The sequence below is a fragment of the Synechococcus sp. CS-1326 genome (genome assembly GCF_025128115.1).
Lineage (GTDB): Bacteria > Cyanobacteriota > Cyanobacteriia > PCC-6307 > Cyanobiaceae > Regnicoccus.
Map to the genome: position 1 here is coordinate 145,182 of NZ_JAHLYV010000012.1, position 20,058 is coordinate 165,239.

At 66.4% G+C, this 20,058-nt stretch carries 19 protein-coding genes and 1 tRNA gene; 10 read left to right on the plus strand and 10 right to left on the minus strand.

Annotated elements, in window-relative coordinates:
• The first annotated feature begins 190 nt into the window (after positions 1-190).
• Positions 191-562 carry a DUF3155 domain-containing protein gene (locus tag KQ307_RS04270; RefSeq protein WP_259727064.1) on the plus strand — a complete coding sequence of 124 codons (372 nt, stop codon included), beginning with the start codon at positions 191-193 and terminating at the stop codon, positions 560-562.
• Between the two features lie 24 nt (positions 563-586).
• On the opposite strand, the gene KQ307_RS04275 is transcribed toward KQ307_RS04270, so the two are convergent.
• A complete protein-coding gene (locus KQ307_RS04275) occupies positions 587-1,198 on the minus strand; it encodes an alpha/beta hydrolase (RefSeq protein ID WP_259701737.1) in 612 nt (203 codons plus the stop codon).
• A gap of 68 nt (positions 1,199-1,266) precedes the next feature.
• Here KQ307_RS04275 and purH point away from each other — a divergent pair, with 68 nt between their 5' ends.
• A complete protein-coding gene (gene purH, locus KQ307_RS04280) occupies positions 1,267-2,820 on the plus strand; it encodes a bifunctional phosphoribosylaminoimidazolecarboxamide formyltransferase/IMP cyclohydrolase (protein ID WP_259727065.1) in 1,554 nt (517 codons plus the stop codon).
• A gap of 55 nt (positions 2,821-2,875) precedes the next feature.
• A complete protein-coding gene (locus KQ307_RS04285) occupies positions 2,876-3,334 on the plus strand; it encodes a DUF4079 domain-containing protein (RefSeq protein WP_259701735.1) in 459 nt (152 codons plus the stop codon).
• Between the two features lie 81 nt (positions 3,335-3,415).
• On the opposite strand, the gene KQ307_RS04290 is transcribed toward KQ307_RS04285, so the two are convergent.
• The 4 genes from KQ307_RS04290 to sfsA form a co-directional block, all read right to left on the minus strand.
• Positions 3,416-4,054 (minus strand): DUF1997 domain-containing protein, encoded by a 639-nt coding sequence (locus KQ307_RS04290; protein ID WP_399235799.1) that lies wholly within the window; start codon positions 4,052-4,054, stop codon positions 3,416-3,418.
• A 105-nt stretch (positions 4,055-4,159) separates the two neighbouring features.
• Positions 4,160-5,356 carry a 4-hydroxy-3-methylbut-2-enyl diphosphate reductase gene (locus tag KQ307_RS04295; protein WP_259701734.1) on the minus strand — a complete coding sequence of 399 codons (1,197 nt, stop codon included), beginning with the start codon at positions 5,354-5,356 and terminating at the stop codon, positions 4,160-4,162.
• 110 nt (positions 5,357-5,466) lie between these two features.
• Positions 5,467-6,927 (minus strand): ammonium transporter, encoded by a 1,461-nt coding sequence (locus KQ307_RS04300; RefSeq protein ID WP_259727066.1) that lies wholly within the window; start codon positions 6,925-6,927, stop codon positions 5,467-5,469.
• Positions 6,928-7,055: 128 nt separating this feature from the next.
• Positions 7,056-7,820 (minus strand): DNA/RNA nuclease SfsA, encoded by a 765-nt coding sequence (sfsA, locus tag KQ307_RS04305; protein ID WP_259727067.1) that lies wholly within the window; start codon positions 7,818-7,820, stop codon positions 7,056-7,058.
• Between the two features lie 76 nt (positions 7,821-7,896).
• Here sfsA and murJ point away from each other — a divergent pair, with 76 nt between their 5' ends.
• Positions 7,897-9,510, plus strand: a complete 1,614-nt coding sequence (gene murJ, locus KQ307_RS04310; RefSeq protein WP_259727068.1) for a murein biosynthesis integral membrane protein MurJ — start codon at positions 7,897-7,899, stop codon at positions 9,508-9,510.
• Here murJ and KQ307_RS04315 read toward each other — a convergent pair.
• The 3 genes from KQ307_RS04315 to KQ307_RS04325 all read right to left on the minus strand — a co-directional run bounded on the left by KQ307_RS04315 (position 9,494) and on the right by KQ307_RS04325 (position 10,406).
• On the minus strand, positions 9,494-9,760 hold the full coding sequence (locus KQ307_RS04315) for a cytochrome-c oxidase (protein ID WP_259701730.1): 267 nt from the start codon (positions 9,758-9,760) through the stop codon (positions 9,494-9,496). The two genes, murJ and KQ307_RS04315, sit on opposite strands and share 17 nt — an antisense overlap.
• A 78-nt stretch (positions 9,761-9,838) precedes the next feature.
• Complete coding sequence (locus tag KQ307_RS04320) at positions 9,839-10,129, minus strand: DUF3181 family protein (protein WP_259701729.1); 291 nt, start codon at positions 10,127-10,129, stop codon at positions 9,839-9,841.
• 22 nt (positions 10,130-10,151) lie between these two features.
• Positions 10,152-10,406, minus strand: coding sequence for a hypothetical protein (locus KQ307_RS04325; RefSeq protein ID WP_259701728.1), 255 nt, complete (start codon positions 10,404-10,406; stop codon positions 10,152-10,154).
• Between the two features lie 107 nt (positions 10,407-10,513).
• On the opposite strand from KQ307_RS04325, the gene KQ307_RS04330 reads away from it, so the two are divergent.
• The 6 genes from KQ307_RS04330 (at position 10,514) to KQ307_RS04355 (ending at position 16,683) form a co-directional block, all read left to right on the plus strand.
• A tRNA-Arg gene (locus tag KQ307_RS04330) sits at positions 10,514-10,587 on the plus strand.
• A gap of 208 nt (positions 10,588-10,795) precedes the next feature.
• The gene (gene glyA / locus KQ307_RS04335; RefSeq protein WP_259727069.1) at positions 10,796-12,085 is read left to right on the plus strand and encodes a serine hydroxymethyltransferase; all 1,290 of its coding nucleotides are present in this window, start codon (positions 10,796-10,798) and stop codon (positions 12,083-12,085) included.
• A gap of 39 nt (positions 12,086-12,124) precedes the next feature.
• Positions 12,125-13,285: an MraY family glycosyltransferase gene (locus KQ307_RS04340; protein ID WP_259727070.1), complete on the plus strand. Its 1,161-nt coding sequence runs from the start codon at positions 12,125-12,127 to the stop codon at positions 13,283-13,285.
• Positions 13,285-14,547, plus strand: coding sequence for a competence/damage-inducible protein A (locus tag KQ307_RS04345; protein ID WP_259701725.1), 1,263 nt, complete (start codon positions 13,285-13,287; stop codon positions 14,545-14,547). The genes KQ307_RS04340 and KQ307_RS04345 overlap by 1 nt, the downstream gene beginning before the upstream one ends.
• Before the next feature lie 43 nt (positions 14,548-14,590).
• The gene (gene leuC / locus KQ307_RS04350; protein ID WP_259727071.1) at positions 14,591-16,063 is read left to right on the plus strand and encodes a 3-isopropylmalate dehydratase large subunit; all 1,473 of its coding nucleotides are present in this window, start codon (positions 14,591-14,593) and stop codon (positions 16,061-16,063) included.
• Positions 16,060-16,683 (plus strand): 3-isopropylmalate dehydratase small subunit 2, encoded by a 624-nt coding sequence (locus KQ307_RS04355; protein WP_259701724.1) that lies wholly within the window; start codon positions 16,060-16,062, stop codon positions 16,681-16,683. Before leuC ends, KQ307_RS04355 begins: the two co-directional genes overlap by 4 nt.
• A 57-nt stretch (positions 16,684-16,740) precedes the next feature.
• Here the strand turns inward: KQ307_RS04355 and KQ307_RS04360 are convergent, their stop codons facing one another.
• Together KQ307_RS04360 and KQ307_RS04365 are read right to left on the minus strand one after the other, a co-directional pair.
• Entirely contained in the window at positions 16,741-19,842 is a 3,102-nt protein-coding gene (locus tag KQ307_RS04360) for a DUF3769 domain-containing protein (RefSeq protein ID WP_259727072.1), read from the minus strand.
• Positions 19,843-19,922: 80 nt separating this feature from the next.
• Entirely contained in the window at positions 19,923-20,042 is a 120-nt protein-coding gene (locus tag KQ307_RS04365) for a photosystem II reaction center protein I (RefSeq protein ID WP_071800827.1), read from the minus strand.
• Positions 20,043-20,058 lie beyond the last annotated feature (16 nt).

A 20,058-nucleotide genomic window follows, 5' to 3' on the forward strand; every position in this document is an offset into this window, starting at 1 on the left:
CCCTCCGCTGTTCGATGGTCTGTTTTCAGCGCCATCGCGTCGTTGCTCCACTGGGTTCAGAAGTTCTCGGCTGAAAGTTGTTTGGGAGTTGCCAGGTCCTCCAACCGAGAGGGTTCTGGCCACCTTGGCTTGCCAACGCACGTCACACCCTCAACCCCATCCTTCTCCGCCTCCCCCAAGGAGTGGTTCCATGTCTAAGAAGCGCAAGCGGATCAGCCGTCGTCGTCTCGCCGGGCAGCGCGTGCTTGCCCACATCCCCACCCACAACCTCGAAACCGGAGAGCACAAGCCGGTCACGGCGGCCCGTCGCTTCATCGCCGAGAGCGGCCTGCTTGCTCCGGCCCTGCTGAACGTGCGCCGCAATGAGCACACCACCGATCGCTACTTCTGGGGCGAGAAGGGCCTGTTCAGCGCCCAGTACGCGGAAGAGAACCATTTCCTCTTTCCATCCCTGCGGCTGATCGTCGATCAGATCGGTGAAGAAGCCCTGTTCGCGGGCCTTGAGTCCACCGGATCCGACGACTGGGAGGAAATGGAAGAGTACGAATACGCCTTCGTCTGAACCCCTCATCTCCCCCGGCTGCGCTCAAGGCGACCCGGGGGTCTCCTGCCACTGATCGGCCAGGAAGGCCTGCAGGGAGGGAAAGAGGGAGGCATCGATCGAATGTCCCCCCTTGAAACGAAGCAGATCCGCCCTGGCTCCGGCCTGCCGCAACAGCCGAAGCACTTCCACGCTGGCGGCAGGTGGAACCACCGGATCCTGATCTCCATGGGTCAGCAGCACCCGGGTGAGTGGGGCCTCGGGCGCCCAGCCGGGGTGCGGGTACCCGCTGCAGGCAATCAACCCGGCGATCGGCAATGCACTGGCCACGTCGAGGCCCATCGCCGCTCCCTGGGAAAATCCCAGCACAACCGTGCGCTCCAGGGGCAGGCTGTCATTCAGCTCCAGAAACCTCTGACGCAGGGCGTCCCGGGCCGGCGGCAGGCCGGGCCACTCCGGTTGCTGCAGGTCATACCACTGTCTGCCCACGCCGAGGGGATGGCGTTCAGGCGCTCGCAGGGCCACCAGGGCGATCTCCGGACCGGCCAGCTGCTCGCCGAGATCCAGCAGGTCATCGGCGTCAGCTCCCCAGCCGTGCAGCAGCACCAGACGGTGTTCGGCCTGGGTCGGTCCTTGGCGGAGTTGGTCTGAGGTCATGGCGGAAGTGATGGGGGGATGGCGAAGCTGCGCTGGGTAGGTTGTGACGATTCCGTCCCGCAATCGCGATGGCACCCACGGCGCTCCTGAGTGTGTCGGATAAGGAGGGGGTGGTGGCGCTGGCCGAAGCGCTCCATCACACCCACGGCTTTCACCTGCTCTCGAGCGGAGGCACCGCAGCTGTGCTGGCGGCGGCGGGTCTGCCCGTCACCCGGGTGTCCGAGCACACCGGATCTGCCGAGATCCTGGGCGGGCGCGTGAAAACACTGCATCCCCGCATCCACGGGGGCATCCTGGCCAGACGCCAGAACCCCGAGCACCAGGCGGACCTGAAGACCCACGCCATCGAGCCGATCGATCTGGTGGTGGTGAACCTCTATCCCTTCGCCGCCACCGTCGCCGATCCGGCCGTGAGCTGGGAGAAGGCCATGGAGAACATCGATATCGGCGGGCCGGCCATGGTGCGGGCCGCGGCCAAGAACAGTGCCGATGTGGCCGTGCTCACCAGCCCGGCTCAATACGGCGACTACCTCGCCGCCCTGGCCGCCGGGAGCCTGGATGAGCCGTTCCGGCGCCAGCTGGCCCTGGAGGCCTTTCGCCACACGGCTGCGTACGACGCTGCGATCAGCCACTGGCTGGAGTCCCGTCTGAGCAGCTCGGAGCCGAGCCTGGATCTCCGGCTGCCGCTCAGGCAAACCCTGCGCTATGGGGAGAATCCCCACCAGAGCGCCCGCTGGTTCAGCACACCCCAGGCCGGCTGGGGCGCCGCCAGGCAATGGCAGGGCAAGGAACTCAGCACCAACAACCTGCTGGATCTGGAGGCCGCCCTGGCGACCGTCCGCGAATTCGGCTACGGCGACAGCACCTCGGGCCAGGGCCAGCCTGCCGCCGTCGTGGTCAAGCACACCAACCCCTGTGGCGTCGCGATCGGCAGCAGCGTCGCCGAGGCCCTGGAGCGGGCCCTTGACGCCGACCGGGTTTCAGCCTTCGGTGGCATCGTGGCCTTGAACACCAGCGTGGACGGCCCGGCGGCAAGCCTGCTGACCGGTCTGTTCCTGGAGTGCGTCGTTGCCCCCGCCTACAGCGCCGAGGCGATCGAGCAGCTCGCCGGCAAGGCCAACCTGCGGGTGCTGGAACTCACCGCCACGATGCTGGAGCAGGCCTCCCGCCTGCAGCTGCGCAGTGTGCTCGGCGGCGTGCTGCAGCAGGACTATGACGACCAGCTCGTCACGGAGGAGGCCTGGCAGGTGGTCAGCCGCCGCCAACCGAGCGAAACGGAGCTGGAGGATCTGCGTTTTGCCTGGCGCCTGGTGCGGCACGTGCGCTCCAACGCGATCGTTGTGGCCAGGGGCGGCGTCAGCCTCGGGATCGGAGCAGGCCAGATGAACCGGGTGGGCTCGGCCCGGCTGGCCCTGGAGGCGGCCGGAGCGCAGGCGGCCGGAGCCGTGCTCGCCAGCGATGGCTTCTTCCCGTTCGGTGACACGGTGCAACTGGCCGCCAGCTGTGGGATCACGGCGGTGATTCAGCCGGGGGGCAGCAAGCGAGACGCTGAATCGATCGCCGCCTGCGATCAGCATGACCTGGCGATGATCTGCACCGGCCGTCGCCATTTTCTTCACTGAATGGCGTCGGAACAGCCACAAGTTGTAGCTTCGCTCTGAACGCACCGACCGATCCATGCCGGACGCCCTCGCCTTCAACCTCAACTTCCTCCATCCGCTGCTGATGTGGTCGTTGCTGGCCCTCTCCGGTTACGCCCTGTTTCTGGGGATCAAGGCCAAGAAAACCCGAACGGCCGAACCTGAACAGCGCAAGGAGCTGATCAAGGGCAAGTACGCCCAGCGTCACTACCTGATCGGCAGCCTCGTGCTGGTGATCATGGTGGTGGGCAGCTTCGGGGGCATGGCTGTCACCTACCTGAACAACGGCAAGCTCTTCGTCGGCCCCCATTTGCTGGCCGGCATTGCGATGGTTTGCCTGATCGCCCTGGCGGCTTCCCTCTCACCCTTGATGCAACGAGGCAACCTGATCGCCCGCAAGGCCCACGTCGGTCTGAACATGACGGTGATGACCCTGTTTCTCTGGCAGGCGGTGAGCGGCATCGAGATCGTCAACAAGATCTGGACCAACCGTTGAACAAGGCGACAATCCGAAGCTGAAGCTCAGCCGCCCGGCCTCCAGTTGAAGCTTCTCGATCCGGATGGCTGGCAGGAAGGCTCAGAACGCGGCGCGGCGGCGCGGCGGGCAGACCAGGTCGTGGGTGGCGTGAAAATCCTCCTGCACCTTCCAGGTGAGCTTGCGGGATACCTGCCTGACGATCTGGCGGAGCAGATGATCGCCGCTCGACTGCACCAGGCTTTCCGGCAACAACCCGATCACCGCCGGCAGACGGATCCAGACGCGGAGATCCAGATCCCAGCACACCTGGGTAGCCGGTCCGAGCTCGCCGTTCCAGGACTCCAGCCGCAGGGAGGCATTGAAGTCAACGTCGTAGACCTGCTGGCGCGAGGGAGCGTCATCGGCCAGGGGGACGGTGCCGATGCGATAGACCCCTTCGCTCTGGGGCAGAAGCTCCAGAGCGATCGTTGGCTCCACTTCAAAGCCGAAGTTGCCGAAACGACCGAGGGTGAGGGCGTAGCTGTTGTGCCCCAGCGCCAACACCCTCATGGGCGCAGCACAGCGGCGGAACCAGCCGTCGTGATGGTCGAGGTAATCACCCACCACGGTCGCCGGAGCCGCCATTTCCATCAGATCGGTGAACTGGCTGCTGTAGCAGCGAACCCGGGTGTCGGCCCCACTCCTGAGTGGGGCCGTGGTGGCGGCGGCGGAAAGGTTCGGTGGCTGGGTGATGGTCAAACGGCTCAGCTTTGCCCCCCTGCCGGGCAGGGGTTGCAGATCGAAGGGATGTGAACGAAATCTAGGTGCGGCAAGCCTGGGAAACTGCCGCTGCTGTGACAGCGCTCAGCTGTCGCAAAGCTCCATGAGGTGGTGGATCACATCCTCCACGACGCGGTCGGGAGTGGAGGCCCCGGAGGTGATCCCCACCCGCAGCGGCCCATCGGGGAGGAAGGAGGCAACCGTTTCGAGTTCCCCTCCCAGGGGCATGTGCTCGATCCGGTTGCCGGGCCCGATCCGCTCGGGCGTGTCGATGTGGAAGGAGCGGATGCCACGGCTGATGGCGATCTCCTGCAGGTGCGTGGTGTTCGAGGAGTTGTAGCCGCCGATCACCACCATCAGATCGAGTGGTTCATCGACCAGGGAGAACATGGCGTCCTGGCGTTCCTGGGTGGCATCGCAGATCGTGTTGAAGGCGAGAAAGTGCTCGTTGAGCTCCACCGGGCCATAGCGCTGCAGCATGGTGCGCTCGAACATCCTGCCGATTTCCTCGGTTTCGCTCTTGAGCATGGTGGTCTGATTGGCCACACCAACCCTGGCCAGGTCTCGGTCGGGGTCAAAGCCTGGGGAACAGGCTTTGGCAAAATGCTGCTGAAAGGCCTGGCGATCGCCATGGCCGAGGATGTAATCACAGACCATCTGGGCCTCAACCAGACCGAGCACCACCAGATAGGTGCCGGCGAAGGAGCTGGTGGCCAGGGTTTCCTCATGTTTCACCTTGCCGTGGATGATCGAGGTGAAGGCATGCTTCTTGTGCTTCTCCACCGTGTTCCACACCTTCGACACCCAGGGACAGGTGGTGTCCACGATGTGGCAGCCGCGCTCATTGAGCAGTTGCATCTCCTGCACGGTGGCCCCGAAGGCCGGCAGGATCACCACATCACCGGTGTCCACTTCTGAAAAATCCTTCACCCCATTTTCCACCTGAATGAACAGCACATTCATTTCACGCAGGTGGTCGTTCACCGAGGGGTTGTGGATGATCTCGTTGGTGATCCAGATCCGCTCGGTGGGGTAGTGGCGCCGGGTTTCGTAGGCCATCGCCACGGCCCGCTCAACACCCCAGCAGAACCCGAAAGCTTCGGCCAGGCGCACCGTGAGCCGGCCGTGGCGCCATTCGTAGCCGTTCTCGCGAATGCTGGCGATCAGCTCGCTCTGATAGGCCTGCTCGAGATGGCTGGCCACCTCCTCTGCCCGGCCGAAGCCGCGGCGGTTGTAGCGCTCCGAGTGGTGCAGCGAACGCTTGAAAGCACGGGTGTCCATCGCGTCGCCTGGAATCTCCTCCCGACTCTATGGGCGAGACCAGACCACTGGCACAAAAAAACCCACGGCCGCAGCCGTGGGTTGGGGATTGAAGAAGCGCTTCTAAGGGATCAGCCGGCCGTCGAGACGAAGTCTGGATAGGCCTCCATCCCATGCTCACTGATATCGAGACCTTCGATTTCCTCTTCTTCGGTGACGCGGATACCACCGGAGAAACTGCCGAGGATCGACCAGATGATCCAGGAAGAGACCACCACGAAGATGCCGTAGGCGACCACACCAAGGATCTGCAGGCCGAACTGGGCGAAGCCATGGCCGAACAGGAGGCCCTTGTCGGTGTTGAACAGGCCGACGGCAAGGGTTCCCCAGAGGCCGCAGGTGCCATGAACCGACCAGGCGCCGACGGGATCGTCGATGCCAAGACCATCAACAATGCTCACCGAGTAGACCACGATGGTGCCGGCGATGAAGCCCACAACCCAGGCGGCCGGCATCGAAAAGCCATCGCAACCGGCGGTCACACCGACCAGGCCGGCCAGGATGCCGTTGATGGTCATGGTGAGGTCGGGCTTGCCCGACTTCAGCTGCGAAACCAAGGTGGCTGCGATGCCGCCACCAGCGGCTCCCAGGGACGTGGTGACAGCGATGTAGGGGACGGTTTCATTCATCGCCAGCACCGAGCCGGGGTTGAAGCCGTACCAGCCGATCCAAAGGATCAGGCAACCGAGGGTGGCGATCGAAAGGTTGTGACCGGGAATGGCCTGGGGCCTGCCGTTGACGAACTTGCCGATCCTGGGGCCGAGGATGATGGCGCCGACCAGACCGGCGCAGGCACCGACGAAGTGCACCAGGGTGGAGCCGGCAAAGTCGATGAAACCGAGCTGGTTGAGCCAGCCGGCGGCGTTCCACTTCCAGCTGCCTGCGATCGGGTAGACGAAGCCCACCAGAACCAGAGAGAAAACAACGAATTCTCCGAACTTGATGCGCTCGGCTACGAGGCCGGAAACGATCGTGGCGGAGGTGCCGGCGAAGGCCACCTGGAACAGAAAATCAACGCTGGGGACGAGCAGACCGTCCTTGACCATCTCCGGAGTGACGGCAGGATCGAAGAAAAGCCCGAGCGGACCACCCTTGCCGTAGAAGAGCCAACCAGGAACCACCGCCTCGCCGTACATCAGCGAGAAGCCGATCACCCAGTAGGCCGTCACGGCCAGGGCGAAGACGATCAGGTTCTTGGCAAGGATGTTGGTGGCGTTCTTCTGGCGACACATCCCGGCCTCCACCATGGCGAAGCCGGCGTTCATGAAGATCACCAGAATGGCGGCGATCGTCAGCCAGAGGTTGTTGATCAGGAAGGCCGGGGTGAGTTCCGGCAACTCGGCAGCATGGGCTGAAAGATTGAACAGACCCAGACCGAACAGGGCCAGTGGAATACAGGCCAACCAGGTGAGGGTGCGCTCATTCTTCAGCCCCCTGAAGCGGCTGGCCAGAAGGCCAGGGGCCTCAAGCAGGCTGGCCTCCAGAATTCGCCGCGGCTTGGAGCGGCGAGGAGCTTGGGTAGCAACGGTCATGGGGCGATCAAAGAGGAAAGGACGGTGATGAGACCTTGGCGACGCAGGAAGCGTTCCTTCGTGGCTCAAAGTGCATGGTGTTGAACCATTGCCCGGTGGCATCCGCTACAAAAAGCTCAAAACGTTCCTCAAGGCTGAGGATCGGGGCCTCTTTCCTCCACCGAGGCAAGCCCCAGCCAGGTGATGGCATGGGCTTCGAAGCGGTAGCGACAGGGCAAAACCTCCACCCCTTTCGCCAGCGCTGAGCGAAACAGCTCGCCATAGAGGGGATCGGCGGAATCACCTGGCGCAAAGCGACTGACATCCCAGCGGCTCAGGCAAGGCAGCAGCACGGCGCGGGCGTCGGGCGGCAGGGCTGCCAGCTCGATCAGATGCTTCTGGCCCCGCTCGGTGACCGTATCGGGGAAGAGGGCGAGGTCCCCGCAACTCCAGGTGGTGTTCTTCACCTCCACGAAGATCGGTCGGGGATCCTCAGCCTGTTCGGCCGGAGTGAGCAGCAGGTCGATCCGGCTGCGGCGGCCGGCTCCATAGGGCACCTCTGCCCGGATCGAGGCGATCGGCCCCAGCCAGGCCTCCAGGCAGCCGGCCTCGATCGTGGCCCGCACCAGCCGGTTCGGCAGTGCCGTGTTCACCCCGACCCAGCCGGGTTCGCCATCGGCGCCGATCACCCGGGCCTGCTCCCAGGTCCAGTCGAGCTTCCGCTCGGGCCGCGGATCGTGGCGCAGCCGCACCAGACCACCGGGATGCAGGACGCCGGTCATCGGCCCGGTGTTGGGGCAATGAACGGTGACCACCCTCCCGTCGGCCAGGCGGACGTCGGCCAGGAAGCGCTTGTAGCGCTTCAGCAAAACCCCCTCGACCAGGTTCTCCAGGCTCAGGATCTGGGTTGGCATGGGCAGCGGCCGGGGGGCCATCCTGCCGGGCTGAAGGGGAGAATCAGCCGATCGACCCGGCTTCGGAACCCACTGGATGGCGAAATCCCTGCGGCGCATCGCCCTGATCGTGGCGCTGGCCACGGCCCTGAGCAAGGTGGCCGGTCTGCTCCGCCAACTGGTGATCGCCGCCGCCTTCGGGGTGGGAGCCGCCTACGACGCCTACAACTACGCCTATGTGCTGCCCGGTTTCCTGCTGATCCTGCTGGGGGGCATCAACGGGCCGTTCCACAGCGCCATGGTGAGCGTGCTGGCCCGCCGCCCCCGCGAAGAGGGGGCCCATGTGCTGGCAGCGATCAACACCCTGGTGGGGATTGGTCTGCTTGGTGTGACCGTGCTGCTGGTGATCGCAGCCGATCCGCTGATCTCCCTGGTGGGGCCGGGGCTGACCGACGAGCGCCACGCCATCGCAGTGCTGCAGTTGCGCTGGATGGCGCCGATGGCCCTGTTTTCGGGCTTGATCGGCCTGGGCTTCGGGGCTCTCAATGCCGCCGACGTGTTCTGGCTGCCCTCGGTGAGCCCGCTGGTGTCGAGCGTGGCGATGATCGGCGGCATCGGCATTCTCTGGTGGCAGCTGGGCCCGGCGATCACCCTGCCCGCCACGGCGGTGATCGGCGGCGTGGTGCTGGCACTCACCACCACCCTGGGGGCGCTGCTGCAGTGGCTGATCCAGCTGCCCGCCCTGGCGAAGGAGGGGCTGAATCGGTTCCAGCTCGTCTGGGACTGGCAGCACCCTGGCGTCAGGGAGGTGCTTCAGGTGATGGGTCCGGCCACGCTCTCCTCGGGGATGCTCCAGATCAATGTGTTCACCAGTCTGTTCTTCGCCTCGGGGATGGTGGGTGCGGCGGCCGGCCTGGGTTACGCCAACCTGCTGGTGCAGACACCGCTGGGCTTGATCTCGAACGCCCTGCTCGTGCCGCTGCTGCCGTTGTTCTCCCGGCTGACGGCCCCAGCCGACCGATCGGCCCTGGTCGGCCGCATCCGCCAGGGTCTGATGCTCTCGAACGCCAGCATGCTGCCGCTGGGGGCCCTGATGGTGGGTCTGGCCGGTCCGATCGTGGCCCTGATCTACAAGCGGGGGGCCTTCGACCTGGGTGCGGCCCAGCTGGTGACGAGCCTGCTGATCGCCTACGGGATCGGCATGCCCGCCTACCTCGGCCGCGACGTGATCGTGCGCGTCTTCTATGCCCTGGGTGATGGCAACACGCCATTCCGCTTCTCCCTGGCCGGGATCGGTTTCAACGTGATCTTCTGCTGGTTGTTCGTCGGGGGCCCCACCCCCTGGGGACTTCAGCTCCCGGGGTTCAACTTCGGCGCCGCCGGGCTGGTGATGGCCACGGTGGCGGTGAATGTGCTCACCTGCCTCGGGCTGCTGCTCGCCCTGCAACGGCGTCTGGGCACGCTGCCCTTGCTGGAATGGGGCCGCGACAGCCTGCTGCTGCTGCTGGCCGCGATCGGCGCCGGAGTGGCGGCCTGGCTGCTCTCGATCGGGGTGCAATGGCCGGCCGGACTGATCGGCCAGTTGCTGCAGTGCGGCTTGAGTTCCACCCTGGCGTTCGGGATCTACGGACTGCTGGCCACGGCGGCGGGGGTACCGGAGGCGATCGCCATGGGACGGCAGCTTCGGGCACGTTTCAGTCGCCGTCCCTGAGACGCACCTGCCGTTCCTCCCTCACCTGAACGGGGATCTCGATGTGACTGCGGCCCAGCATCTGGGGACCGTCGATCGAGAAGATCCTCGCCTCGATGCCGAACTCGCGAAAGGCCGTTTCCAGTTCCTGAATCAACGCCTTCTCCACCTGCGCCTCAGCGTCAACCACCTTGCCGATCAGCCGGCCGCCCAACCGGCCGATGCGCTGGCGGACCACCTCACGGGCGTTGGTGACCTCGATGACCAACATCCAGCGCCTGCGGCAAGGCAAACACTATGCGTGGTTGGGCTTTCGAGGTCGGCTTGTTGCCGATCGTGTGGGCTCGCCTCAGGGGCAGAAGGGTTCCAGCACGTCTTCGAGGTCCTGCAGCTGGCCTGGCGGAATCAACCGGGCCAGGGGCAATCGCCCGGGGCCCCCTCCGATCGGCACCTGGACCGCTTCGAGGGCCTGGCGGGCACAGATGCCCGCGCCCTGGTCCAGGCGGGCGGCGCACTCGATGGCCAGAGCATCGGCCAGCCCGGCATCGCCGAGATACAGATGCCAGCCGGCAACCTGGACATAGAGCCGATCGGCCAGCGCAACGGCCAGCTCCTTGAGTTGCTCTGCCTTCAAGGTCAAGGTCCGAGCTCCGATCCAGCCATCACGATGACGCACCACCGGATGCGGCTGATCCACGCAACCGCCAGACGATGACCAGGTGAAGCAACAGCCCGGCCGCCCAGCCAAGGGTCAGCCAATCCAGATGGTGCCAGGGATGTCGCAACCCCTGGACGAACCAGAGGCCGCTGTTGATTGCGGCGAACAGTCCTCCGTGCACGCAGAGGTTGACGACGCGCTCGAAGTGGCGATAGGTGGGATCAGCGGGGTCGGCGGGTCCGTACCAACGAATGGGCATGGGGAAGAGGCTGGACCCGGAAGGGCTCTGCTGATTCTGGCCCTCGCTCTCTCTTGCCGCCGAGAGTTGACGGATGGGCCCCCCATGCGGTGAGAATGACGGTTCAAGCGCTTGTAGCTCAGCGGATTAGAGCATCTGACTACGGATCAGAGGGTCGGGAGTTCGAATCTCTCCAGGCGCGTTTTCTTCACCGTCCTCCGGGACGGTTTTTTTTTGGGGTTCCGCTCCAGGCTCAGGGTGTGTGCAGAGAGGGGGCCGGGACCGGAGGGCTGAGGGCTGGGTTGGTTCCGGATCAGCCTGATCCCGGATCAGCTTGGTTTCGGATCAGGTTGAACCCTGAAGGGGCAAGCGGTTTCTTACGATTGAGGGCCTTGGCTCCGTGCGAAGCGATGACGGCTCTCACCGATGTGGCCCTGAACCAGACCCTGGCGGCGGGTGATCCCGCCATCGCCGCCCTGATCGGCAAGGAACTGGATCGGCAGCGCGCCCATCTGGAGCTGATCGCCAGCGAGAACTTCACCTCCCGGGCGGTGATGGAGGCGCAGGGTTCGGTGCTCACCAACAAATATGCCGAAGGGCTGCCCCACAAGCGCTACTACGGCGGCTGCGAGCACGTCGATGCGATCGAGGAACTGGCCATCGCCCGCGCCCGCCAGCTGTTCGGCGCCGCCTGGGCGAACGTGCAGCCCCACAGCGGCGCCCAGGCCAACTTCGCCGTGTTCCTGGCCCTGCTGCAGCCTGGAGACACGATCCTGGGCATGGACCTCTCCCACGGCGGGCACCTCACCCACGGCTCTCCGGTGAATGTGTCGGGCAAGTGGTTCAAGGCTGTTCACTACGGCGTTTCCCCCGACACCGAACAGCTCGATTTCGAGCTGATTCGTCAGCTGGCCCTGGAGCACCGCCCCAAGCTGATCATCTGCGGCTATTCCGCCTACCCCCGCACGATCGATTTCGCCGCCTTCCGCGCCATCGCCGATGAGGTGGGCGCCTACCTGCTGGCCGACATGGCCCACATCGCCGGCCTGGTGGCGGCTGGGGTGCACCCCAGCCCGATCCCCCACTGCCATGTGGTCACCACCACCACCCACAAAACCCTGCGCGGCCCCCGCGGCGGCCTGATTCTCACCGGCGACGCCGACTTCGGCCGCCAGTTCGACAAGGCCGTTTTTCCCGGCAGCCAGGGGGGGCCCCTGGAGCACGTCGTGGCCGCCAAGGCGGTGGCCTTCGGTGAAGCCCTTCAGCCCGCCTTCCGCACCTACAGCCAGCAGGTGGTGATCAATGCCCGGGCCCTGGCGGACCGGCTGATGGAGCGGGGGATCCGGGTGGTGTCCGGCGGCACCGACAATCACATCGTGCTGCTGGATCTGCGCTCGGTCGGCCTGACCGGCAAAGCGGCTGACCTTCTGGTGAGCGAGGTGAACATCACCGCCAACAAGAACACGGTTCCCTTCGACCCGGAATCTCCCTTCGTGACGAGCGGGCTGCGGATCGGCAGTGCCGCCCTCACCACGCGGGGGTTCGATGCAGCGGCCTTCACCGAAGTGGCCGATGTGATCGCCGATCGGCTGCTCAAGCCCGAGGACGCGGTGATCGAGCTGCGCTGCCGCGAGCGGGTCAAGGCACTCTGTGCCCGCTTCCCGCTCTACGGACCGTCCCGGGTCCCCCAGCCGGCCTGACCTCGGCTCCCTAAGCTCGTCTGCACCACCGGACCGTTCATGGTCAGCCCGGCCGACCTTTTCAGCAGTCCGCTCAAAGTTGCTGTAGTCACGTTCGGGATCGCCGCCCTGCTCACGGCTCTGATCGTGCCGTTGGTGAGGAAGCTTGGCCTTCGCTACGGTCTGATCGATCCTCCCGATCCACGCAAGCAGCACGACGTACCGATGGTGCGGCTCGGCGGGGTGGGGATGGTGGCCGGTTTTTCCCTGGCCCTGGCGATCATCTGGGCCCTGGGTGGATTCGGCAACCTGGAGCCCGCCAAGGATCAGCTGATCTGGACCACCCTGGCAGGCGCACTCTGCTTCTTCGTGATCGGCCTGGCCGACGATCTCTTCGCCCTGCCGCCCCTGCCACGCCTGGCCGGCCAGGTGGCCGTGGCGATGGCCGTATGGAGCCAGGGGGTGCGGATCGGCGCGATTGATCTGCCCTTCGGTCTGTTCGGCCAGCCACCTGCCAGCCTCGTCCTTCCCGATTGGCTCAGCCTGCTGGCCACCCTGATCTGGCTGGTGGGGATCACCAACGCGATCAACTGGATCGATGGCCTCGATGGGCTCGCCGCCGGGGTGGGCGGCATTGCCGCCATCGGCCTGCTGTCGGTGAGCTTCAGCCTTCAGCAGAGCGCCGCCGGATTGCTGGCGGCCGCCCTGGCCGGAGCGTGCTTCGGGTTTCTGCGTCACAACTTCAACCCCGCCCGCATCTTCATGGGCGATGGCGGCTCCTACTTCCTCGGCTTCACCCTGGCGGCGATCAGCATCGTGGGACCCGCCAAAGGACTGACCACCGTCAGCCTGCTGTTTCCGGTGCTGATCCTGTCGCTGCCCCTGGCCGACATGTCGGCGGTGATCATGGGACGGCTGAGCGAGGGCCATTCCCCCTTCTATCCCGACCGGCGCCACCTGCACCACCGGCTGCTGCGGGCCGGCTTCAGCCATCGCCGCACGGTGCTGTTGATCTATGCCTTCACCCAGTGGCTGGCGGCCCTGGCCCTGGTGGCGGCCAACGTGGAGATGCGCTTTCTCTGGCTTGCCCTGGCCACGGCGGTGCTGATCGGAGCCGTGACCGGTTCCCGCCGCCGTCACGGGCGGGAGAGGGAGGCGGCGGCCTGCCTGCTGGCCGGGGAGCGGGGGAGTGCCGCCCCGATCGACCACCCCCAGCCGTGATGGGGGAGAGCAACCACTCAGGCGCCGCCGAGATCCTCTGCATCGGCACCGAGCTGCTGCTGGGCAACATCGTCAACGGCAACGCCCGCTGGCTGGCTGAGGAGCTGGCGGCACTCGGCATCCCCCACTATCGCCAGACCGTGGTCGGTGACAACCGCGAGCGGCTGATCGAAGTGGTTCGGGAAGCGGCCGGGCGCTGCCGCCTGCTGATCTGCACCGGTGGCCTGGGCCCCACTCCCGATGACCTCACCACCGAGGCCCTCGCCGCCGCCTTCGGCGCTCCTCTTCAGGAACGGCCGGAAGTCTGGGCCGATATCCAGGCCAAACTGGCGGGTCGTGGGCGGCCAGTCGCCGCCAGCAACCGCAAGCAGGCCCTGCTGCCGGAAGGGGCCGCGCTGCTTCCCAACCCCACCGGCACGGCACCGGGAGTGATCTGGAGCCCCCGGCCGGGCTTCACAGTGCTCAGCTTCCCGGGTGTGCCGGCCGAGCTGCGGGCGATGTGGAACGGCACGGCGGTGCCCTGGCTGCGCAGCCAGGCGATGGCGGGGTCGGTGTTCGAGAGCCGGTTGCTGCGCTTCTGGGGAATCGGTGAATCGAGCCTGGCCGAGCAGGTGGCCGATCTGCTGGAGCTGGCCAATCCCACCGTGGCCCCCTATGCCGGGGCCGGAGAAGTGAAGCTGCGGCTCACCGCCCGGGCCGCCACGGCGGATGCGGCCAGGGCACTGCTGGGGCCGCTGGAAACGGAACTGCGGGCCCGCACGGGCCGGCTGTGCTTCGGCACCGACTCCGACAGCCTGGCCTCGGTGGTGCTGGAGCGGCTGCGCCAGCGGGGAGAGACGCTGTCAGTGGCGGAATCCTGCACCGGTGGCGGCATCGGGGCCGCCCTGGCGGCGGTGCCCGGCGCATCCGATCGGTTTCTCGGTGGCGTGATCGCCTATGCCAACACCGTGAAAGCAGGCCTGCTCGGGGTTCCTGCCGAGCAGCTCGCCAGCCATGGAGCCGTGAGCGACCCAGTGGCGATCGCCATGGCCGAAGGGGCCCGCACCGCCACCGGCAGCACCTGGGCCATCGCCGTGACCGGCATCGCCGGCCCAGGCGGCGGCAGTGCCGACAAACCGGTCGGGCTGGTCCACATCGCCGTGGTCGGCCCCGGGGGCGGCCGCAGTGAAGCGGTGCGTTTCGGTGCTCAGCGGGGGCGCACCTGGATCCAGACCCTCACGGTGGGTGAGGCCCTGAATCGGCTGCGCCTGGAACTGGGCTGATGGATCACCCGGTTTTAGGGTGTTTGCATCCACGGGAGTCACGGTGAGCGCCGGAACGCTGTACGACAAGGTCTGGGAACAGCACCGGGTGGCGGAGCTCCCCGGTGGTTCCACCCAGCTGTTCATCGGCCTCCACCTGATCCACGAGGTCACCAGCCCCCAGGCCTTCGCAGCCCTGCGCGACCTGGGCCTCGGCGTGCGGCACCCGGAGCGCACGGTTGCCACGGTGGATCACATCGTGCCCACCACCTCCCAGGCCAGGCCCTTTGCCGATTCCCTGGCCGAGCAGATGCTCACCACCCTGGAGCGCAACTGCGGCGAACACGGCATCCCCCTGCACGGCCTCGGCAGCGGCCGCCAGGGAATCGTGCACGTGATCGCCCCGGAGCTGGGTCTCACCCAACCGGGCATGACCGTGGCCTGCGGCGATTCCCACACCTCCACCCATGGTGCCTTCGGCGCGATCGCCTTCGGGATCGGCACCAGCCAGGTGCGCGACGTGCTCGCGTCCCAGAGCCTCTCGATGAACAAGCTCAACGTGCGCCGGATCTGGGTGGATGGCCAGCTCCAGAGCGGTGTCTACGCCAAGGATCTGGTCTTGCACATCATCCGCAGCCTCGGGGTCAAGGGCGGTGTCGGCTTTGCCTATGAATTCGCCGGGCCCGCCATCGATGGCCTCTCGATGGAGGAACGCATGACCCTCTGCAACATGGCGATCGAGGGGGGGGCCCGCTGCGGCTATGTCAACCCGGACGCCACCACCTTCGCCTACCTCCAGGGCCGTCCCTTCGCCCCGCCGGCCGGCCTGGCCTGGGAGCGGGCTGTGGCCTGGTGGAGCAGCCTGAGCAGCGGGGCCGATGCCGTGTTCGACGACGAGGTTCGCTTCGATGCCGCCCAGATCGCCCCAACGGTGACCTGGGGCATCACGCCAGGCCAGGGCATCGCCGTGGATGAGGCGGTGCCGACCCCGGATCAGCTCCACGCCGACGAGCGACCGATCGCCGAAGAGGCCTACCGCTACATGGACCTGCAGCCAGGGATGCCGATCGTCGGCCTGCCGGTGGATGTGTGCTTCATCGGCAGCTGCACCAACGGCCGGCTGAGTGATCTGCGCGCCGCCGCCGCCGTGGCCCGGGGGAGGCAGGTGGCGGCGGGAATCCGCGCCTTTGTGGTGCCGGGTTCCGAGCAGGTGGCCCGCGCCGCCGAGGCCGAGGGACTCGATCAGCTGTTCCGGGCCGCCGGTTTCGAGTGGCGCGAACCCGGCTGCTCGATGTGTCTGGCCATGAACCCCGACCGACTGGAGGGTCGAGAGATCAGCGCCAGCTCCAGCAACCGCAACTTCAAGGGGCGCCAGGGTTCGGCCAGTGGCCGCACCCTGCTGATGAGCCCGGCGATGGTCGCGGCCGCTGCGGTCAGCGGCCATGTGGCCGACGTGCGCAAGCTGCTGGAAACTCCCGCCCCCCGCTCTCTTTCGCCGAATCCTGAAGCCGTGCTCTCCGCGGCCTGCCCGCCATGACCTCCCCCAGTTTCCCGTTCGGTCCGGTGCGCTCCGTGGCTGGCACCGCCGTGGCACTCAACGGCGACGACATCGACACCGACCGGATCATTCCGGCCCGCTTCCTCAAATGCGTCACCTTCGAGGGCCTCGGCGAGCAGGTATTCGCCGATGACCGCAGCGAGCGAGCCGGAGCCCATCCCCTCGATCGGCCTGAGCACCGGGGAGCGCGGATCCTGCTGGTGAATCGCAACTTCGGCTGTGGATCCAGCCGGGAACATGCTCCCCAGGCCCTGATGCGCTGGGGGATCCGGGCCGTGGTGGGGGAGAGCTTCGCCGAGATCTTCTTCGGCAACTGCCTGGCCCTCGGCATCCCCTGCCTGCAGGGTTCCCACGACCAGATCAGGGCCCTGCAGGCCCTGGTCGAAGCCCAGCCAGCCACTGTGTTCCGCCTGGAGGTGGACACCGCCGGCCTGCACAGCGACGGCGGCGCAGCCTGGCCCCTGGAGCTGGGACCCGGGCCAAGCCAGATGCTGCGGAGCGGCCAGTGGGATGCCACCGGTCAGCTCGTGGCCCACGATCAGGAGCTGCGCGATACGGCGGAGCGGCTTCCCTACCTGAACGGATTTGCTTCTGCCTGAGGCTTGCCCTGGGCTGGTGGAAGGTGTGGCTGATGCAAATCAGGCCCGAAATGCCGCTCAGAACAGGCCGCCGCGGGGTTGACCGGGGGTGACCGGCTGATAGGGAACGAACGGCACTCCGGTGCCCTTGAAGCCGAAATCACCCAGGGTCACCCGCACGCCTCCCAATCCTTCGTAGGGGCTGTAATACACGCTGAAGGAATAGGCGCGGCGCTGCCAGCGCAGCTCCACGAACGACCCCGTCACATCGCCGTAGTTCGGGGAGGAACCATCCACGTTCAGGCCGATGCCGCCATTGAAGAGCAGGGGGCCGGCCAGTTGCTGCGTGAGACCGATTCCCACGGTGCCGAGGTCAACGGCCTGGTCAAAGCCGAACGGGCTCTGGCCCTGACGGACGCCGATGCCTCCGGTGATCGTCAGCTGGGTGAAATCAAGGAAAGGTTTGCTGAAATGGCCCAGGGTGAGCGTGGGCCCGCCGGAGAACGAGAGCACGTTCTGGTTGGTGCCATCTCCGAAGTAGGCGAGGTTGGCGGACAGGTTCGTGTTGATGGTGAGGCCGGGCACGATCGGCACAGGCGAATAACGCAGGGCAGCATCACGGGTTGAAGGCAACGCCGTTCCGGTCCAGAGCGGAATGGAGCTGTTGATCGCGCCGTAGGCATTGGCCCGCCAGAGCTGGGCGAAGTTGTCCTGCTCACTGCCGTTCACGAAGGTGTTGCTCTGGTAATTGCCGACCCCGACCCGCCAGAAATAGCTGTTGTACAGCCTGCCCCAGGCCGGCAGCACACCCTTCTGCTCCAGGGAGGTGCCATAGGCGGAATAGACATCCTGTTCGCCGAGCGAGCCATTCCAGATCCGGAAGCGATAGGCGGCGAACAGCCGCGCCACCGTGTCGCCGACCAGGGGCAGACGCAGACTGCGCCGCAGATCCGCCCAGCTGCGGGTGCCATTGGCGATGTTGTCGGGATTGAACGTGGAGATGTCGAGATTGAAGTCGGTCTCGAAGCCCAGCAGCGGCGTGCTCAGGCGTGCCTCAAGGCCGAACAGATCCGCCAGGGTGGTGTTCTGCTGCACCGTGGGGGAGGCGGCGGAGGTTCCAGGCAGGGGATAGCTGTCGGTGGTGCCCTGGTAGGCCCGCTCCAGCAGGAACTGGGGCTCCAGCTGCAGGATGCCCCTGGCACCGATGCCGATCGGCTTGAGGCGGCGGCCGATGTAGAAGCCGTCACGATCCCTCTGGTCGGAGCCGAGCACCCAGCGGTTCTCCACCTCCTGTTCCTTGCGGATGCGGGTGCGGGTCGTCACCGGAATCGACAACCGATCCTCGAACTTGAGGCGATTGCGATTCGAGCGGATCACGATGTCGCCGTTCTTCTCCTGAACCGCCACGACATCGTCGGCGTCCATCCAGACCTGGGCGGGGGTGAAGGGATCGTTGCTGAAGCTGGCCCGGGTCGCCCTCCAGCCGGAGCGGGTGATCGTGATGCGGGGAGCCTGGAAACGCAGGCGGGTGAGGGTCCCCTGCACCAGACCCTGGTTGTTGAGACCCCGCAGGCGCCGCACCTGGGGTGGGGAAGCCGGGCCGAAGTCATTGTTCTGCTGGGTGTCGGTCAGGTCGGTGCCACCGGGAAGACCGAAGCGGCGTTCGGATCGCAGCCCCTCCCGCGCCTGGACATCGGTGACTCGCTGCTCGACGGTGGCGATCGCCGCCTCCCGGGCCCGCTCCTGCTGGCGCAGCTCAGCGAAGCTGCGGCCTGGGGGCGACGCGGTCGCCGCAGCGGGGGCGGGGAGTTGGGTGGCTGGCGCGAGCGGCGGGACCGGATCAGGGGCCTCTCCGCCCATCGCCGTCTGCTCGAGGGCCTCAGAGAGCGAACGGGGTCGATCGGGAGGCTCGTCGCCGCGGTTGGCGCAGCCCTTGGCGGGAAGCATGGCGGCCTGGGGGGAAGGCTTGCTGGCGGGTGCCGCTCCGAAGCGGTGGCGCAACCCCAGCAGGTAGGCATTGCTGCCTTCATTGACGCCGTTGTAGGTGCCGAAGGCACCCGAGCGGTGATGAATGCGCCCCACCAACGACCACTGCGGAGAAACAGCAGCCTCCACTTCGAAGCCCAGGTAATTGAGCAGCTGGGAAGACCGGTCGCGGTAGGTGCTCTCGAAGTTGCTGGGGCTGGTGAGCAGGCTCACGCCCTGCACCACGCCCAGGCTCAGCCAGGGCCGCAGCCAGGCCCGCAGACCGATGCCGGCGGTGAATTCGCCGAAACCCTGGGCGGCGGTGTCGAGCCCTGAGCTGTCGCCCCTCGTGAAACGGCCGCTGAAACCGCTTCCCTTCTGGGCGGAGGCCCAGTGACCGAGGGCGTTGAAATCCAGTTCCACAGCAAATGGGCCCGATCGCCACACCCTTCGCTGCAGGCCTGCCCCGACCAGGGTCTCCTGGCGGAACTGACCGTTGAAGAGGAAGGTATCGCCGAAATTCGCATCAAAAAGCTGTCCCCCCCAGAGGGTGCCGGCCCAGGGATGGGGATGCCAGTCGGGGATCGGTGGCAGGGCCGGTGGGCAGGCGATCGGCTCAGACGGTGGCAGGGGCAGCGAAGGCGGCAGCTCGGGATTGAGGTCCAGTTCGCTGGTGGAGAGATCCAGGACCCCATAGACGTCCTCCAGCTCGCCGGTGGCCTCGATCAGGCTGAACCGCAGCCGGCTGGCCTGGAAAGCCTGGGCACCCCGGGCAAAGCGCACACTGCCACTGGCATAAACCGTGCGGTTGGTGGTGTCGTATTCGAGCCGCTCGGCCAGCAAACGCCCGCCGGCCACGGCTGCCTGCACATTGCCGGTGGCGACGTAGCGCTGGATCAGCTGGTCGAATCCCTGCTGATCAGCGCTGATCTCGAGGAATTGGGGCGGGGCGGGATCCGGGCTGGGGGTGGGAGTTGAAGCTGGCGCAGGCGCTGGCGGGGGAGGAAGGGGTTGCGGTGGAGATGCCTGGGGTGCAGACGGCTGGAGTTGGGATGGCTGGGGTTCAGACGGCTGCGGCGATGGTGCCTCGGCCTCCAGCTCGATCGAGGCTGGATCGTCAGCCAGGGGAAGAGCCTGAACGGGTCCCCAGCACCCCAGCAGGCCGGCTGTGCCGATCAACCCGATCGTCCAGGGGATGGGGTTCGCCGGGGGCACCGCAGATCCTGAGCAGCCGCCGATCCTGCCACGTCAGATCGACTGACCCGATCAACGGCATGGATTTGCGAGCCTGGGGTTCAGTCTTCGAGATCCTTGCGGCTGGGTGTGCGGGTGGGATCGCTGGCCAGAAAGCCGAATACGAAGATACCGATGAAGAAGAAGACGACCGAGTAAACCGAGATCTTGAGAGCGAGCATGGTCCGTCCGGCGGGT